At 73.2% G+C, this 16,880-nt stretch carries 16 protein-coding genes; 3 read left to right on the top strand and 13 right to left on the bottom strand.

Annotated features, from left to right (window positions below; genetic code table 11):
* Positions 1-70: 70 nt before the first annotated feature.
* Positions 71-490: an aspartate 1-decarboxylase gene (panD, locus tag IEW90_RS03930; protein WP_188716248.1), complete on the top strand. Its 420-nt coding sequence runs from the start codon at positions 71-73 to the stop codon at positions 488-490.
* A gap of 16 nt (positions 491-506) precedes the next feature.
* Here the strand turns inward: panD and IEW90_RS03925 are convergent, their stop codons facing one another.
* From IEW90_RS03925 to IEW90_RS03880, 10 genes are all read right to left on the bottom strand, one after another.
* Complete coding sequence (locus IEW90_RS03925; protein ID WP_188716246.1) at positions 507-944, bottom strand: PTS sugar transporter subunit IIA; 438 nt, start codon at positions 942-944, stop codon at positions 507-509.
* Entirely contained in the window at positions 941-2,047 is a 1,107-nt protein-coding gene (locus IEW90_RS03920) for an adenosine deaminase (protein WP_188716244.1), read from the bottom strand. The genes IEW90_RS03925 and IEW90_RS03920 overlap by 4 nt, the downstream gene beginning before the upstream one ends.
* Before the next feature lie 125 nt (positions 2,048-2,172).
* Positions 2,173-3,462 (bottom strand): thymidine phosphorylase, encoded by a 1,290-nt coding sequence (locus tag IEW90_RS03915; RefSeq protein WP_188716241.1) that lies wholly within the window; start codon positions 3,460-3,462, stop codon positions 2,173-2,175.
* Between the two features lie 130 nt (positions 3,463-3,592).
* A complete protein-coding gene (locus IEW90_RS03910) occupies positions 3,593-4,006 on the bottom strand; it encodes a cytidine deaminase (RefSeq protein WP_188716239.1) in 414 nt (137 codons plus the stop codon).
* Between the two features lie 11 nt (positions 4,007-4,017).
* Positions 4,018-5,313 carry an ABC transporter permease gene (locus tag IEW90_RS03905; protein WP_188716237.1) on the bottom strand — a complete coding sequence of 432 codons (1,296 nt, stop codon included), beginning with the start codon at positions 5,311-5,313 and terminating at the stop codon, positions 4,018-4,020.
* Positions 5,310-6,761 (bottom strand): ABC transporter permease, encoded by a 1,452-nt coding sequence (locus IEW90_RS03900; protein ID WP_229679474.1) that lies wholly within the window; start codon positions 6,759-6,761, stop codon positions 5,310-5,312. The genes IEW90_RS03905 and IEW90_RS03900 overlap by 4 nt, the downstream gene beginning before the upstream one ends.
* Positions 6,758-8,287 (bottom strand): ABC transporter ATP-binding protein, encoded by a 1,530-nt coding sequence (locus tag IEW90_RS03895; protein WP_188716235.1) that lies wholly within the window; start codon positions 8,285-8,287, stop codon positions 6,758-6,760. Before IEW90_RS03895 ends, IEW90_RS03900 begins: the two co-directional genes overlap by 4 nt.
* 135 nt (positions 8,288-8,422) lie before the next feature.
* Entirely contained in the window at positions 8,423-9,517 is a 1,095-nt protein-coding gene (locus IEW90_RS03890) for a BMP family lipoprotein (RefSeq protein ID WP_188716234.1), read from the bottom strand.
* Positions 9,518-9,662: 145 nt separating this feature from the next.
* Positions 9,663-10,739, bottom strand: a complete 1,077-nt coding sequence (locus IEW90_RS03885) for a BMP family lipoprotein (protein WP_229679473.1) — start codon at positions 10,737-10,739, stop codon at positions 9,663-9,665.
* 86 nt (positions 10,740-10,825) lie between these two features.
* On the bottom strand, positions 10,826-11,809 hold the full coding sequence (locus tag IEW90_RS03880) for a TatD family hydrolase (RefSeq protein ID WP_188716232.1): 984 nt from the start codon (positions 11,807-11,809) through the stop codon (positions 10,826-10,828).
* Positions 11,810-11,920: 111 nt separating this feature from the next.
* On the opposite strand from IEW90_RS03880, the gene IEW90_RS03875 reads away from it, so the two are divergent.
* The gene (locus tag IEW90_RS03875) at positions 11,921-12,472 is read left to right on the top strand and encodes a hypothetical protein (protein WP_188716230.1); all 552 of its coding nucleotides are present in this window, start codon (positions 11,921-11,923) and stop codon (positions 12,470-12,472) included.
* The gene (locus tag IEW90_RS03870) at positions 12,469-13,011 is read left to right on the top strand and encodes a hypothetical protein (RefSeq protein ID WP_188716228.1); all 543 of its coding nucleotides are present in this window, start codon (positions 12,469-12,471) and stop codon (positions 13,009-13,011) included. Before IEW90_RS03875 ends, IEW90_RS03870 begins: the two co-directional genes overlap by 4 nt.
* Before the next feature lie 28 nt (positions 13,012-13,039).
* Here the strand turns inward: IEW90_RS03870 and IEW90_RS03865 are convergent, their stop codons facing one another.
* The 3 genes from IEW90_RS03865 to rsmI form a co-directional block, all read right to left on the bottom strand.
* Positions 13,040-13,507, bottom strand: a complete 468-nt coding sequence (locus IEW90_RS03865; protein ID WP_188716226.1) for an SRPBCC domain-containing protein — start codon at positions 13,505-13,507, stop codon at positions 13,040-13,042.
* Between the two features lie 916 nt (positions 13,508-14,423).
* Complete coding sequence (metG, locus tag IEW90_RS03860; protein WP_188716224.1) at positions 14,424-15,974, bottom strand: methionine--tRNA ligase; 1,551 nt, start codon at positions 15,972-15,974, stop codon at positions 14,424-14,426.
* Positions 15,975-16,024: 50 nt separating this feature from the next.
* Positions 16,025-16,843, bottom strand: a complete 819-nt coding sequence (gene rsmI / locus IEW90_RS03855; protein ID WP_188716222.1) for a 16S rRNA (cytidine(1402)-2'-O)-methyltransferase — start codon at positions 16,841-16,843, stop codon at positions 16,025-16,027.
* Positions 16,844-16,880: the final 37 nt, after the last annotated feature.

Raw genomic sequence — 16,880 nt, 5'->3', positions numbered from 1 at the left:
GCCCTCGCCGTCGGTGGCAGGATTGAGCCCCGGAGCCGCCCGACCGGGGCGGGCGAGAGGGGACCTTCGGATGCTGCGCACGATGCTGCAGGGCAAGATCCACCGGGCGACGGTGACGCAGGCGGAGCTGCACTACGTGGGCTCGCTCACGGTCGACGAGGACCTCCTCGACGCGGCCGACATCCTGCCCGGCCAGCAGGTCGACATCGTCGACGTCGACAACGGCGCGCGGCTCACGACCTACGCGATCCCCGGCGAGCGCGGGTCCGGCATCCTGTGCGTCAACGGCGCGGCCGCGCGGCTCGTGCACGTCGGCGACACCGTCATCGTCATCGCCTACGCGCAGCTCGACGACGCGGAGGCGCGCGCCTTCCACCCCTCGGTGGTGTTCGTCGACGACGCGAACCGCATCGTCGAGACCGGCCACGACCCGGGCCACGCGCCCGACGGCTCGCACCTGCGCACCGCCGCGCGCCCGATGACCGACTGATCCGCGTTCGGCCCGCTCAGGCGCCGAGCGCCGCCACCGCCGCCTCGCGCGACTCGGCGGCCACGAGCCGCTCGATGACGCCGGGGCGGTCGAGCTCGTTCGCGAGCTCGGCGAGGATGCGCAGGTGCCCGCGCGGGCTCGTCGCGGCGAGCCCGATCACGACCCGCACCGGGTCGTGGTGCGCGTGCCCGAACGCGACCGGCTCGTCGAGCACGACGATCGCGAGCGCGTCGCGGCGCACCACGGCGCTCGCCTTCGCGTGCGGCACGGCCACGCCGGGCGCGACGACGCAGTAGGGGCCGGCGTCCTCGATCTGCCGCACCATCTCGTCGACGTAGGCGCGGCCGACCGCGCCCGCGTGCACGAGGTCGACGCCGGCCGCGCGCACGGCGGCGCGCCAGTCGGCGGCGTGCACCCCCGGCGAGAAGGAGGCGTCGTCGAGGGGCAGGGTCATCGCAGGCGGTCGAACCCGTCGGCGATCTCGTCGGCGAGCGCCTCGCGCTCCTCGAAGGAGCAGAAGGCCGCGGCGGCCGCGTTCTGCTGCACCTGCTCGAGGTCGTCGAGATCCCACTCGAACGCCTCCACCAGCAGCCCGAGCTCGCGCGTGAGCGAGGTGCCCGACTGCAGGCGGTTGTCGACGTTCACGGTCACCGCGAAGCCGAGCTGGAGCAGCAGGTCGATGGGGTGGTCGGCGAGCTCCTCGCCCCACTGCGCGATCGTGCCGGTCTGCAGGTTGGAGCTCGGGCTCACCTCGAGGGCGATCTGGCGGTCCTTCACCCACTCGGCCGTCTCGCCGAGGCGCACGACGATCGCGTCGTCCGACTCCTCCTCGACGGCGATGTCCTCGGCGATGCGCGTGCCGTGGCCGAGGCGCAGGGCGCGGCCCGAGAAGAGCGCGTCCTTGATCGACTCGATGCCGTCGCCCTCGCCCGCGTGCACCGTCGCCGGGAAGTGCGCCTTGGCGAGGATGTCGAAGGCGGAGGCGAGGCGCGAGGCCGGGAAGCCCGCCTCGGGGCCTGCGATGTCGAAGCCGACGGCGCCCGCGTCGCGGTGCCGGAGCGCGAGCTCGGCGATCTCGTCGCCGCGGTCGAGGTGGCGCATGGCGCTGATGAGCTGGCCCACGCGGATGCTGCCGCCGTGCGTCTCGACGAGCCCGATCGCCTCGTCGATGCCCGCCTGGACGGCCTCGACGGCCGCGTCGAGCGAGAGGCCGCGCTGCAGGTGCTGCTCGGGCGCCCAGCGGATCTCGCCGTAGATGACGCCGTCCTCGGCGAGGTCGAGCACGAACTCCTTCGCGACGCGGTGCAGGCCGTGCTCGGTCTGCATCACCGCGGTCGTGATGTCGAAGGTCGTGAGGTACTCGGGCAGCGAGCCGGAGTTCGACCGCTGCGCGAACCACGCGCCGAGCGAGGGGCCGTCGGCGGCCGGCAGCTCGAGGCCCACCTCGTCGGCCAGCTCGACGATCGTCTGGGGCCGCAGCCCGCCGTCGAGGTGGTCGTGGAGGCTGACCTTGGGCAGGCTCTGGATGTCGACGCCGTCGACCTCGTAGCGGCTCATCTCGTCTCCATCGTCCGATCGCGAAGTGGTGCGGGTCGATCGTACAAGCCGCAGGTTGCGGGGAGGTTGCCGGCGCCCGGCGCCCCGGCGGCCGCCGGGCGCGCCGCAGCGCCCAGCCAGCCGCATCAGGCGATGCGCTCCCGCACGATCGGCGGCACGGGCACCTCGGTGCCGACCGGCGCGAGCTCCCAGGCGCCCTCGAGCGCCTCGAGCGCGCGCGGGATGCGCGTGGCGTCGTCGGCCGAGATGGTCCAGAGCGGGTCGCCCTTCCGCACCGCGTCGCCCGGCTTGACGTGGAGGTCGATGCCGGCGGCGTGCACGACCGGGTCGCTCGCGCGGGCCCGGCCCGCGCCGAGCCGCCACGCGGCGACGCCGAACGGCAGCGCCTCCTGGCGCGCGAGCACGCCGTCGGCCTCCGCGACCACGGTGTGCGTCTCGTTCGGGGTCGGCAGGGCCGCATCCGGGTCGCCGCCCTGCGCCACCACGAAGCGGCGCCACACGTCCACCGCGCGGCCGTCCTGCAGCGCGGCCTCGACGTCGGCGTCGCCCTTCCCGACCGCGTCGAGCATCTCGCGCGCGAGCGCGACGGTGAGCTCGACCACGTCCGAGGGCCCGCCGCCGGCGAGCACCTCGACCGACTCGCGCACCTCGTTGGCGTTGCCGATCGCGAGGCCGAGCGGCACGTCCATCGTCGTGAGCAGCGCGCGCGTCTCGACGCCCGCGTCGCGGCCGAGCGACACCATCGTCTCGGCGAGCTCCTTCGCCCGCTCGAACTCCTGCATGAACGCGCCCGAGCCGAACTTCACGTCGAGCACGAGCGCACCCGTGCCCTCGGCGATCTTCTTCGACATGATCGACGACGCGATGAGCGGGATCGCCTCGACCGTGCCGGTGATGTCGCGCAGCGCGTAGAGCCGCTTGTCGGCGGGCGCGAGGCCCGAGCCCGCGGCGCAGACGACGCCGCCGACCGTGCGGAGCTGCTCGAGCATCTCGTCGTTCGAGAGGTCGGCGCGCCAGCCGGGGATCGACTCGAGCTTGTCGAGCGTGCCGCCCGTGTGGCCGAGGCCGCGGCCGGAGAGCTGCGGCACCGCGGCGCCGAAGGCCGCGACGAGCGGCATGAGCGGCAGCGTGATCTTGTCGCCGACGCCGCCGGTCGAGTGCTTGTCGACCGTGGGCGCCTCGAGCGACGAGAAGTCCATCCGCTCGCCGGAGGCGATCATGGCGGTCGTCAGGTCGTGGATCTCGCGCCGCTCCATGCCGTTCAGCAGGATCGCCATGGCGAGCGCCGCCATCTGCGGGTCCTCGACGTAGCCGCGCGTGTACGCGTCGACGAGCCAGTCGATCTGCGCGGTCGAGAGGGTCCCCCGGTCGCGCTTCGTGCGGATGATGTCGACGACGTCGAACGCCTCGGCCATGGTCGCCTGCCTCTCTGCTGCTGCCCCGCCGCGATCGGCCGCGGGATCCATCCGGCACTCGTGGTGGTGCGCCGGCCCCTCGACCCAACCACAGGTGCCGGATCGGCGGATGGGGCGTGCGGGGCGCGGGCTACGGGCGCTGCGTCTCGGCGTAGGCCGCGAGCGTGCGCGGCCCGAACGCGTCGGGCAGCACCTCGTCGATGGTGCGGATGCCGCTCACGGTGTCGAGCAGGCAGCCCTCGGCGGCGTGCTCGAACAGCAGCTGGCGGCAGCGGCCGCACGGCATGAGCCGGTCGCCGTTGCCGTCGACGCACGCGAACGCGACCAGCTTCCCGCCGCCGCCCATGACGAGCTCGGAGACGAGCGAGCACTCCGCGCACAGCGTGACGCCGTACGCGGCGTTCTCGATGTTCGCGCCCGTCACCACGCGCCCGTCGTCGACGAGCGCGGCGGCGCCGACCGCGAACCGCGAGTAGGGCGCGTACGCCTTCGCGGCCGCGCCGACCGCAGCCTCGTGGAGGGTCTCCCAGTCGATCTCCGCCATGGTGCCCTCCCCTACTGCTTGATGTACGCCTTGCCGCTCGCGGCAGGCGGCCTCGACTGGCCGATGAAGCCGGCCACGGCGAGGATGGTGATGACGTACGGGAGCATGAGCATGAACTCGCTCGGCACGGGCGAGCCGATGGCGCCGAGCGTCTGCTGCAGCGCCGACGCGAAGCCGAACAGCAGCGCCGCCGCCGTCGCCTTGATCGGATGCCACTGGCCGAAGATCACGGCCGCGAGGGCGATGTAGCCGAGGCCCGCCGTCATCTCGCGCGTGAACGCGCCGTTCGAGTCGAGCGTGAAGTACGCGCCGCCGAGGCCGGCGATCGCGCCCGCGAGCGAGACGTTCCAGAAGCGCAGCGGGTTCACGCGGATGCCGACGGTGTCGGCGGCGAGCGGGTGCTCGCCGATCGCGCGCAGGCGCAGGCCCCACGTCGTCTTGAACAGGCCCCAGGCGATGAGCGGCACCACGAGGTACATCGCGTAGACGATGATCGTCTGGTTGAACATCGCCGGGCCGATGATCGGGATGTCCGCGAGGCCGGGGATGCGGATGCGCGGCAGTCTCGTCGGCGAGTTCAGCGCCGGGTTGGCCGTGAGCACCGACGAGTACAGGAAGTTCGTCAGGCCGGCGACGAGCACGTTGAGCACGACGCCGACGATGACCTGCTCGACCAAGTAGCGGATCGCGAACACCGCGAGCACCATCGAGACGAGCACCGAGGCGACCATCGCCGCGAGCACCCCGACGATCGTCGAGCCGGTGGCCGAGGCGACGACCGCACCGGTGAAGGCGCCGCCGAGCAGCTGCGCCTCGATGGCGATGTTGACGACGCCCGCGCGCTCCGAGATGACGCCGCCCATGGCGCCGAAGATGAGCGGCACCGAGAGACCGACCGTCGCGAAGAGGAGGCCCGGGATCGGGATCATCGCGCCCGCGCCGGCCCACACGAGGAAGCCGACGACGAAGAGCACGCCGAACGCGATCGGCAGCCACGCGCCGAGGCGGCGGGCCGTGCCCGTCGCCCAGAACGAGAGCGCCGTGAGCGCGGCGAGCAGCAGGACGACGACGCCGCCCGTGGCCCGCACGGGCATGACGGCGTCCGGCAGCTGGATGAAGTCGCTCGCGGTCGCGAGGCGCAGCGTGGCGTCGCCCTCGCGCGCGAGGCCGACCATGAGGATCGCCGCGACGACGGTGATCACCGCGTACGAGATCGGCGCCTTCCAGTGCTTGACGACGGCGCGCTCGAGGGCGGCCGGCTCGGACGGCGCAGGGGTGTGCGCGTCGATGGGCTGCTGGGTGGTCATGCGCCCGTCCCCTTCCGCTCGGTGCGCGCATCCTGCGCCGTGCCGGCCTTCGCCGCGGCGCCCTTGGCCTCGAGGGCCGCGAGCGCAGCCTCGTCGCGGCGCTGGCGGCGCGACTTCCTGCCGGGCTGCGGCAGGCCGAACATGGCCCGCACGAGCGGCGGCGCGGCGATGAACAGCACGATGAAGGACTGCACGACGAGCACGATGTCGATCGGCACGCCCTCGGCGGCCTGCATGCGGAAGCCGCCGGCCTTGAACGCGCCGAAGAGCAGGCCGGCCGCGAGCGTGCCCCACGGCGTCGAGCCGCCGAGCAGCGCGACCGTGATCGCGTCGAAGCCGATGCCCGCGTCGATGCCGGCGGTGAAGCCGGTGGTGACGGCGCCCGTCACCTGCTGCGCGCCGGCGAGGCCCATGAAGCCGCCCGCGAAGAGCATCGCGAGCACCGTGATGCGCTTGACGTCCATGCCGGCGTTGAGCGCCGCGTTCGGGTTGAGGCCGACGGCGCGGAACTGGAAGCCGAGGCTCGAGCGCTCGATGAGCCACCAGGCGAAGACGACGGCCGCGATCGAGAGCACGAAGCCCCAGTGCAGCACGAACGGCGGCCCGAAGATCGGCGGCAGCACCGCCGTGTCGAGCATGCGCGGCGAGATCGGGTTGTTGCCGCCGGGCGCCTGCAGCAGGCCGGGCGTGCGCAGCATCCAGGTGATGAACCAGAGCGCGACGAAGTTGAGCATGATCGTGACGATCACCTCGTGCGCGCCGGTGAACGCCTTGAGCGCGCCGGCGATGCCACCCCAGATCGCGCCGGCGAGGATGCCGACGGCGATCGCGACGAGCAGGTGCAGCACGGGCGGGAGCTCGAACGAGAAGCCCACCCACCCGGCCGCGGCGGCGGCCCAGAGCATCTGGCCGCGGCCGCCGATGTTGAACAGGCCCACGCGGAACGCGATCGCGACGCCGAGGCCCGCGGCGATGAGGGGGGTGGCGAAGTTCAGCGTGTCGGTGAGCGGCTTGATGAGCTGCGCGAAGCCGGCGTCGGCGCGCGCGACGTTGAGGATCGAGCCCTGGAAGAGCGCGGAGTAGGCGCCGAAGACGGCCTCCCACACGGCGCTGAGCATGTCGGTGGGACGGGCGAAGAAGTAGCCGCTCGTCTCCTGCACGCGCTCGTCGGTCGCGGCGATGAGGATGCCGCCCACCACGAGGGAGGCGAGCACCGCGAGCACCGACATGACGAGGTTGCCGCCCATGATGCGCCGGAACGCGCTCCCCCAGACGTCCTCCTGCTCGACGATCCGGTCGTCGGTGGTGGCGACGGGCGCCGCGACGGCGACCTCGGCCACCTCGGGGGCGTGGACGACGGTCGGGTTGATGTCGGAGTCGGGCGCCCCGTCGCGGTGGCGGTGGCCGGCCTCGATCGGGTCGTCGGCGTCGGGCGTGCGGTCGCTCACGCTGCGGCTCCTTCCGCGTGGTCTGCCGGGCGCTCGCCGGCCATCATGAGGCCGAGCACGTCGCGGCTCGTGTCCGAGGGCACGATGCCGACGACGCCGCCGCGGTACATGACCGCGATCCGGTCGGCGAGGCCGACCACCTCGTCGAGCTCGGTGGAGACGACGATCACGGGGATGCCCGCGTCGCGCGTCGCGATGATCTGGCTGTGGACGAACTCGATCGAGCCGACGTCGAGGCCGCGGGTGGGCTGCGACGCGACGAAGAGCGCGAGGGGGCGGCCGAGCTCGCGCGCGAGCACGACCTTCTGCTGGTTGCCGCCGGAGAGGGTGCCGACGGGCGTCTCGATGCCCTGCGCACGCACGTCGAAGGCGCCCATCTTCTCCTCCGCGAACGAATCGCGGGCACCCCGGTCGATGGTGCCGGCCTTCGAGAAGGGCTCGCCGCGGTAGCGGTCGAGCATGAGGTTCTCGGCGACCGAGAAGTCGCCGACGAGGCCGTCGACCTTGCGGTCCTCCGGCACGAAGCCGACGCCGGCGTCGAGCACCTCGCGCACGGAGCGGCCGAGCAGGTCGGTGCCGTTGAGCAGGATCGCGCCGCGGGCGCGGTGCTGGAGGCCGAGGATGGCCTCGGTGAGCTCGGTCTGCCCGTTGCCCTGGACGCCGGCGATGCAGAGCACCTCGCCGCCCTGCACGGTGAACGAGACGTCGTTGACGACCTTCTGGCCGATCGCGTCGAGCACCGTGAGGCCGCGCACCTCGAGCTGGTTGTCGGTGAGCACCGGCTGGTCCTTCTGCACGGTCAGCTCGACCGGGCGGCCGACCATCATCGACGCGAGCTCGGTGCTCGTCGACTGCGGGCTCGCCTCGCCGACGACCCTGCCCAGGCGGATGACGGTGATGCGGTCGGCGATCGCGCGGACCTCGCGGAGCTTGTGGGTGATGAAGACGATCGCGCGGCCCTCGCCGCGCAGCTGCTGCATGACGGCCATGAGCTCGTCGGTCTCCTGCGGCGTCAGCACCGCGGTGGGCTCGTCGAACACGAGCACCTTCGCGTCCTGCGAGAGCGCCTTGATGATCTCGACGCGCTGCTGGACGCCGACCGGCAGGTCCTCGATGCGCGCATCCGGGTCGATGTCGAAGCCGAAGCGCTGCGAGATCTCGCGCACCTTCTGCTTCGCGCCCGAGAGGCCGCCGAGCTCGCGCTCGTGGCCGAGCAGGACGTTCTCGGCGACGGTGAAGACGGGGATGAGCATGAAGTGCTGGTGCACCATGCCGATGCCGGCGCGCATGGCGTCGCCAGGGCCGGCGAAGCGCTGCACCTGCCCGTCGAGGAGGATCTCGCCCTCGTCGGCCCGGTAGAGCCCGTAGAGGACGTTCATCAGCGTCGACTTGCCGGCGCCGTTTTCGCCGAGGAGGCAGTGGATCTCGCCCGCGCGGACCTCGAGGTCGATGTGGTCGTTCGCGGTGAGGGCACCGAAGCGCTTGGTGATGCCTCGGAGCTCGAGTGAAGAGTGCTCGGCGGTCATGGGCCTTTCCTCCGACGACGCTGTGGACGTGAGTGAACCTACCCGGGTTGCGCGCTGCGCGCTCACGGACCCGGGGCCGCGCACGGGCGTGGGGGCCGGACTGCGCCGACCCCCACGCCTGTGACCGTCAGTCGACTACGGCGACGACGGCGACTCGACGACGATGTCGCCGTTGATGATGCCCTCGCGGATCTCGTCGAGCTGCGACTGCAGCTCCGGGTCGACCGAGCCCTCGAAGTCGTGGAACGGGGCCAGGCCCACGCCGTCGTTCTCGAGCGTGCCGATGTACGGCTCGTTCGAGAACTCGCCGGCACCGGCCTCCTCGACGACCGTCTGGACGCCCTCGGCCATGCCCTTGAGGATGGACGTGAGGAAGAGGTCGGCGTAGTCCGGCGACGTCTCGTAGAGGTCGGCGTCGACGCCGATCATCGTGATGCCGGCGTCGTCGCCCTGGTCGCGGATCGCCTCCGCGGCCGAGAGGAAGATCGGGCCGCCGACCGGCAGGAGCACGTCGGCGCCCTGGCCGATGAACGTCTCCGCCATCGACTTGGCCGTGGGGCCCGCCTCGAAGCCGCCGGTGAACGAGCCGGTCTGCGCCTCGCGGTCCCAGCCGAGCACCTGGACGTCCTCGCCCGTCTGCTCGTTGTAGTACATGACGCCGTCGTAGAAGCCGTCCATGAAGATCGTCACCGTCGGGAACTGCATGCCGCCCCACGTGGCGACCTTGCCGCTCTCCGAGTAGGACGCCGCGGCGTAGCCCGCGAGGAACGCCGCCTGCGACGTGTCGTAGATGATCGGCTTGACGTTGTCGAGCTCGATGGCGTTGTCGTCGATGATCGTGAACTGCACGTCGGGGTTCGCCTCGGCGGCGGCCGCGGTGGCCTCCGAGAGGGCGAAGCCGACCGAGACGACCATGTTGCAGCCGTTGTCGATGACGGTCGACAGGTTCGGGGCGTAGTCCGCCTCCGACTGCGACTCGACCTCGACGGCCTCGACGCCGAGCGTCTCGGCGGCGGCGCGCAGGCCCTCGGCGCCCAGCTGGTTGAACGAGCGGTCGTCGAAGCCGCCCGAGTCGGAGATGATGCAGGGCTGGATGTCGACGGTCGGCTCGGCCGCGCCGCCCGACGTCTCGGCCGGGGCCTCCGGGGCCGCTGCGCAGCCGGCGAGCAGCAGGACCGCGCCGATGGCGACGGCGCCGCCGCGCACGGCAGTACGGGTGAACTTCCTCAAGGGATCCTCCAGTGCAAAGGATGCCCGCCGACACGCGGCAGGGCGCTAGATACGCACGAGCATAGGGTCGTGCTCGCGCCCGCCATGCCGCTGTAACGGATCCGAGACGGAATCGTTGCATTCCGTTGAGGATCGGCGCAACGGATCAGGGGCTGGAGGGCGACTCCACGACGATCTCCCCCGCGATGATCTGCTCGCGCAGCGCCTCGAGCTCGGCCTTCGTCCCGTCGCTGACGCGCGGCTCGAGGTCGTGGAACGGCGCGATGTCGACACCGCCGTCCTCGAGCGTGCCGATGACGGGCTCGTCCGAGATGCCGCCGCCGACGGCGTCCTCGATCGCGCCCACGACCGCGTCCTCCGTGTTCTTCAGCACGCTCGTGAGCAGCAGCGGGCGGAACTCGGCCGGGAGGGTGTCGTAGCCGTCGTTGTCGACCCAGATGACGAGCGCGTCGCCGCCCGCGTCGAGCGAGGCGCGGAAGGCGCCCTCGCCCACCTGACCGGCCACGGGGAGGATGACGTCGGCGCCCTGCTCGAGGAAGGCCTGCGTCTGCGACTGGCCGAGCTGCACGTTCTCGAAGTCGCCCGTGAAGGTGCCGTCCTGCGCCTCCGGGTCCCAGCCGAGCAGCCGCACATCGGCGCCCTTCGCCTGGTTGTAGGCATCGATGCCGGCGGCGAAGCCGTCCATGAAGAGCGTGACGGGCGGCTGGTTGCCGCCGCCGAAGGTGGCGACGATGCCGGTCTCGCTCACGGAGGCGGCCGTGTAGCCCGCGAGGAACGCGGCCTGCGCCGTGTCGAACACGATCGGGCGCACGTTCGGCGCCTCGACGATCTCGTCGACGATCGCGAACTGCACGTCGGGGTTCGCCTCCGCCTGCTCCGCGGTCGCGGCGGCCAGCTCGTAGCCGACGGTGAGCACGAAGCCGCACCCGGTGTCGACGGCGGCCTGGACGTTCGGCGCGAGGTCGGTCTCGGAGGTCGAGACGAGCACGTTGGCGGTGACCCCGAGCTCCTCCTGGGCGCGCTGCATGCCCGCCCAGCTGGTCTCGTTGAACGAGCGGTCGTTGAGGCCGCCGGAGTTGGTGACCATCTGCGCGCACTCGAGCGCCGCCTCGGTCGGCTCGGCGTCAGGGCCGGTGGTCGCGACGGGCGGCGCCGCGGCGCAGCCCGCGAGCATGGCGAGCGCGGCGAGCGCGGGGACGGCGGTGGCGGCGATGCGACGCACGGTGACTCCTTCGACGAGCGTGCGCTCAGGATACGGCCAGCCGTCTGCCAGCGCGCTTATGGATCTGCGGGGCGCCGCCCGCGCCGTCAGGCCGCGTCAGCCTCCCAGCTGCCGTAGGCGCGCACCGTGTTCTCGGCGGTGATGCCGGCGAGCTCGTCGGCGCCGAGGCCCAGCCGCTCGGCGATCGACCGCACCGTGACCGGCACGAGGTACGGGCTGTTGGGCCGGCCTCGGTACGGGGTGGGCGTGAGGAACGGCGCGTCGGTCTCGACGAGGATGCGGCTGCGGTCGGCCACCTCGAGCGCGCGGTGCAGGTTCCGGGCGTTCGAGAAGGTCGCGGTGCCCGAGAACGACAGGTACCAGCCGTGCTCGGCGGCCGTGCGGGCGAGGTGCTCGTCGCCCGAGAAGCAGTGGAAGACGGTGGTCTCGGGCGCGCCGACGCGCAGGAGGGTCTCGACGACCTCGTCGTGCGCGTCGCGGTCGTGGATCTGCAGCGCGATGCCGTGCCGCTTCGCGATGTCGATGTGCGCCTCGAACGACTCGAACTGCGCGCGCCGGCCGTCGTCGCCGGTGCGGAAGAAGTCGAGTCCCGTCTCGCCCACCGCGCGCACGCGCGGCTGCGCGGCGAGCTCGTCGATGGTCGCGAGGGCGTCGAAGAGCGTGCGCGCCTCGGCGTAGCCGGGCGCCTCGTTCGGGTGGATCGCGACGGCGGCGAGCACGCGCGGCTCCTGCGCGGCGAGCGCCGCCGACCACACCGACGACTCGACGTCGCCGCCCACCTGGATGACGCCGGCGATGCCGACCGACGCGGCGAGGTCGAGCGCCTCGGCGTACGCGGGCGCCTCGCCGTCGCGGATCTCGAGGTGCGCGTGGTTGTCGTAGGTGGCGACCCCGAGCGGCTCCGGCAGCGGCGGCCTGCTGCGGTCGCGCCTCCCGTCGTCGTGCCGCTCGCGGATGTACTCGCCGCCCGGCAGGACGACGTCGGTGGGGTGGTCGGCGAGCGCGTCGGGGGTGCGCGCGGGCACGGCGGCCGAGTCGATCGGCGCCGTGCCGTCGTGGGTGGCAGGCATGCTCCCAGCCTAGGATCGACGACGATGAGCGGAAGGTGAGGCGTCGTCCAGCATCCGCCATGGAACCGGTGCCACGATGGTGGCAACCACCACCCAGGAGGTCTTCTCGGCATGCTCCGCCGCCCCGTGCTCAGCCGGCTCGTGCTCCCCGCCGCGACCGCCGTCGTGCTCGCGGTGGGCGGCTGCTCGGCCGCCGGATCCGCGCCCTCGGGCTCCGAGACGCCGCTGACCGCGCCGACGTTCGCGCCGACGCCGTCGTCGGCGGCCGACGCGTCGTCGGGCGCGGCGGCCGACAGCACGGGCGCGCTCGAGGCGCAGCGGCTGCCGGTGCTGCTGGGCGAGGCGGGCGTGCCTGCGGGCAGCGGCGCGTCCGTGGACGACGTGCTGCGGCTCGGCGCGGTCGTGCTCTGGGCGGATCCGCCCGGCACGTTCTCGCTCTCGGTGCCGGCCGCCGAGGAGTGCTGGCCGACCGCGCTGCCCGCCTACGCGGCCGGCGGCGCGATCGGCGTCGACCTGATCGCCGCGGAGGGCTGCGCCGTCGGCGACGCGGTGCGGACCTTCTCGTTCGACGTGCCCGACGGCGTCGAGGTCGGCGACGGCGTCGACGTCGTGATCAGCGGGCTCGAGGCGGGCACCGGCACGGCCGCCCTGCCGGCGCCGTGAGCGCGCGCCGCGCCGCGGCCGCGCTCGCCGCGATCGCGCTCGTCGCCGGCCTCGCGGGCTGCGCGCCGGGACTGTTCGACCCCGACGGGCCGATGCCCGACGCATCCGGCCCGAGCTCGTCGGCGAGCCCCTCCCCCGACGGCGGCGCCTCGCCCGTCCCCGGGGACGGCGCGCCGGGCGACGGCGGCTCGACGGGCGGTGGCTCGGGCGACGGCTCGGATGCCGGCGGCGCGGCCGACCCGCAGCCGAGCGAGCTCGCGCCGGAGGGGCCCGAGGTGCCGGTCGGCCAGGTCGCCGACGGCCCGACGATCGTGGAGCAGGGCGGGGGGCTCGTGCTCGCGCTCGACGCCCGCCGCGGCTGCGAGCCGCTGCTCGGGCGGATCGTGCAGGAGCCCACCACGTGGACCGTGCAGCTCATCGCCCAACCGGAGTGCTCGGGCGAGCGCTACGGCGCCGCCTACCCGCTGCCCGGCGGGGAGCGGCCCGAGCGGGTCGTCGTCGAGATCGCCGGGGTGCGCTCGACGCTCGACGTGCCCTGAAGCCGGCTCGCCCGGCCGGCCCCGCGCGTCAGTGCGCCATGCGGGCGAGGAGCTCGTCGAGCCGCTCGAAGTCCTCGTCCATGCCGCCGTCGATGCCGGAGGCGACCATCGCGTCGCACGCCTGGCGGGATCCGTACGTCGAGGTGATCGTGAGGCGGCAGCGGTCGGGGGCGAGCTGCTGCAGCTCGAGCACCTCGAGCGTCGGCCGGCCCGGCTCGGACTCGAACTCCCACGTGTGCACGATCCGGTGGTCGGTGACCTCGTGGTACGAGCCCCAGAACCTCCAGTCGCCGCCCGCCTCCACCGTGTAGTCGAAGCCGCCGCCGGTGTGCGCGTCGAAGCGGTCGATGCGGATGCGCGAGCCGCGCGGGCCCATCCACTGCGCGAAGAGGACGGCGGTGGTGTGCGCGCGGTGGACGGCGGCGAGGGGCGCCGCGAACTCGCGCCGGTGCACGACCGACTGCTCGCCGACGCGCTCGTGGGTCGTGGTCGTCATGCGGGCGACCCTACGCCTGCCGAGCTGCTCGCCGCGCGGTGGTCTCGAGACGCGAGCGGCCTCCGGCCGCGCGCTCCTCGACCAGCGGGAGGGGCGAGCCGCTCCGCGGCCGCAGGCCGCTCCCCCGCTGGCTGAGCCGCTCCGCGGCCGCAGGCCGCCGAGCGTGTCGAAGCCGCAGCATGGCGAGCGGTCCGCCGCGCTGTCGTCTCGACACGGTCGGCGCGCTCCGCGCTCGGACCGGCTCGACCGGCGGGGGTGGCGGACCGCCCGGAGGAATCAGCTCTGAGCGCGCGCATGGCTGCATAGTGCGACCAAGCGGCCGCTCTGAGCCGATTCCTCCGGAGCCGATGACCCGCTGAGCCGCTCTGCGGCCGCCCCACCGCTGGCTGGCCGCTCCGCGGCCGGAGGCCGCCGAGCGTGTCGAAGCCGCAGCATGGCAAACGGTCCGCCGCGCTGTGGTCTCGACACGGTCGGCGCGCTGCGCGCGCGGACCGGCTCGACCGGCGGAGGGGTGCGCCGGATCCGATCCCCGGGTGGTTGCACCGCTGATGGAGGAGCGCGCGGCGCAGCCGCACGCGTTACGAGAGCCGCCCGGCGCAGGGGGTCTCGTGACGGCTGCGCCCTCCGGGCGCGGCCGTCACGACCAGCGGCTGGTGGCGCACTGCCAGCCCGGAGGATGCAAGGCTCAGCGCGCCGCCGAGTGGATAGTCCAGCCAGCGCACCGCTGAGAGCCGATTCCTCCGGAATCACCCGCTGGCTGAGCCGCTCCGCGGCCGCAGGCCGCTGAGCGCGGCGAAGCCGCAGCATGGCGAGCGGCCCGCCGCGCTGTGGTCTCGACACGGTCGGCGCGCTGCGCGCGCGGACCGGCTCGGCCGGCGGAGGGCGAAGGACCGGCTCGACCGGCGGAGGGAGCCGATCAGGTGGCGGGCTGCGCCTGCTCGATGCGCGGGAACAGCGGCGGCACCGTCGTGACCGTGCGGGTGCCCTGCCAGCGGTGCGCCTCGTGGATCGGCTGCGCCGTGACCTCGCCCTCGCCGCCGATCGCGGCCCAGAGCGCCTGCGCGGTCGTCGGCATGACCGGCGCGAGCAGGATCGCCGCCGTGCCGATGCCGTGCACGTTCGACGCGAGCACCGCGGCGAGCCGCTCCTGCTGCGCCTCGTCCTTCGCGAGCACCCACGGCGCCTGCTCGGTGATGTAGCCGTTGAGGCGCTCGACGATGCCCATCGCCGCATCCACCGCCTCGTCGATCGCGAAGCGGTCGATCGCAGCCTCGGCGGTCGCGACCGCGCGCTCGGCGAGCTCGGCGATCTCGGCGTCGGGCGCGGCCTCGGGCACCGTGCCGCCGAAGTACTTGTGCACCATGGCGATCACGCGGCTGGCGAGGTTGCCGAGGCCGTTCGCGAGCTCCGAGTGGTAGCGGGCGTCGAGGTCCTCCCACGAGAACGAGCCGTCGGAGCCGAACGCGATCGCCGACATGAAGTAGTAGCGGAACGCGTCGACGCCGAACACGTCGGTGATCTGCCGCGGCTCGATGCCCGTCGCCTTCGACTTCGACATCTTCTCGCCGCCCACGAGCAGCCACCCGTGCCCGAACACGTGGTCGGAGATCGGCAGGCCCGCCGCCATCTGCATCGCGGGCCAGATGACCGCGTGGAAGCGGGCGATGTCCTTGCCGACGATGTGCGTGGCCGGCCAGCGGCGCTCGAACTGCTCGTCGTCGACGCCGTAGCCGATCGCGGTGATGTAGTTCAGGAGCGCCTCGAACCACACGTAGACGACGTGCGACTCGTCCCACGGCACCTTGATGCCCCAGTCGAAGGTGTTGCGGCTGATCGACAGGTCGGTGAGGCCCTGCTTGACGAACTGCCGCACCTCGTTGCGCACGTGCTCGGGCTGCACGTAGTCGGGACGCTCGTCGTAGAGCGCGAGCAGGCGGTCGCCGAACTCCGAGAGCTTGAAGAAGTAGTTCGCCTCGCGCACCGTCTCGGTGGGGCGCGAGTGGATGGCGCAGACCTGCTGGCCCTCGAACTCGCCCGTGCCGGGCACGAGGTCGTTCGGCGTCTTGTACTCCTCGCAGCCGACGCAGTACTGGCCCTCGAACTCGCCGTGGTAGATGTACCCGGTCTCCTTCAGGCGCTCGAGGAAGATGCGCACGCCCGCCTTGTGCCGCTCGCTCGTGGTGCGGATGAAGTCGTCGTTCTGGATGTCGAGCAGCTCGAGCTGCGGCTTCCAGGCGCTCTCGACGAGCCGGTCGGTCCACTCCTGCGGCGTCGTGCCGTTCGCGACGGCGGTGCGCATGATCTTCTGGCCGTGCTCGTCGGTGCCCGTCAGCATCCACGTGTCGTCGCCGCGCATCCGGTGCCAGCGGGCCAGCACGTCGGTGGCGACCTCGTTGTAGGCGTGGCCGATGTGGGGCACGTCGTTGACGTAGTAGATCGGCGTCGTCACCGTGAAGCGGGCAGGCATGCCTCCAATCCTACGGAGGGTCGCGCGCGTGTGACGCCGCGCGTCCGGCCTCAGCCCCGGCCGGCGGCGAGCGCGGCCTGGTAGAGGGCGTTGCGGGCGTGCCCGGTGGCCTCCGCGACCTCCGCCGCGGCGTCCTTCAGCCGCATCCCGCCGGCGCGCAGCGCGAGCACCTGCTCGACCGCCGCTGCCTCGTCGGCGAGCACCGGCTCGGCGCCCGCGATGACGAGCACGATCTCGCCCTTCACGCCCGCCCGCGCCCACGGCAGCAGCTCCTCAGGGGTGCCGCGCCGCACCTCCTCGAAGCGCTTCGTCAGCTCGCGGCACACCGCCATGGCGCGGCCCGGCATCGCGCGGCCGATCGCCTCGACCGACTCCGCCAGCCGGTGCGGCGCCTCGAAGAGCACGAGCGTGCGCTCCTCGCGGGCGACGGAGGCGAGCATCCGGTCGCGGTCGCCGGCCTTCCGCGGCAGGAAGCCGTCGAACGCGAACCGGTCGGTGGGGAGGCCCGAGAGCGCGAGCGCGGTGAGCACGGCGGAGGGGCCGGGGAGGCACGTGACGGGGACGTCGGCGGCGACGGCGGCCTGCACGAGGCGGTAGCCGGGATCGGAGACCGTGGGCATGCCGGCGTCGGTGAGCACGAGCACGTCCTCGTCGTGCGCGCGGGCGACGAGCCCCTCGGCGGCGGCGGCCTCGTTGTGCTCGTGCAGCGCGACGAGCTGCGGCTGCGCCTCGATGCCGAGCGCGCGGAGCAGCTGGCGGGCGGTGCGGGTGTCCTCCGCCGCGATCACGGGCGCGGCCTGGAGCGCCTCGCGGAGCCTGCCGCTCGCGTCGCCCAGGTTGCCGATGGGCGTCGCGCCGAGGATGATCACGCCGCCGATCGTACCGAGGCGGCCCGCTGCCGACGGC

Source organism: Agrococcus terreus, from assembly GCF_014645235.1.
GTDB classification, from domain to species: Bacteria; Actinomycetota; Actinomycetes; order Actinomycetales; family Microbacteriaceae; genus Agrococcus; species Agrococcus terreus.
This window is presented reverse-complemented; position numbering and strand designations above follow the sequence as displayed.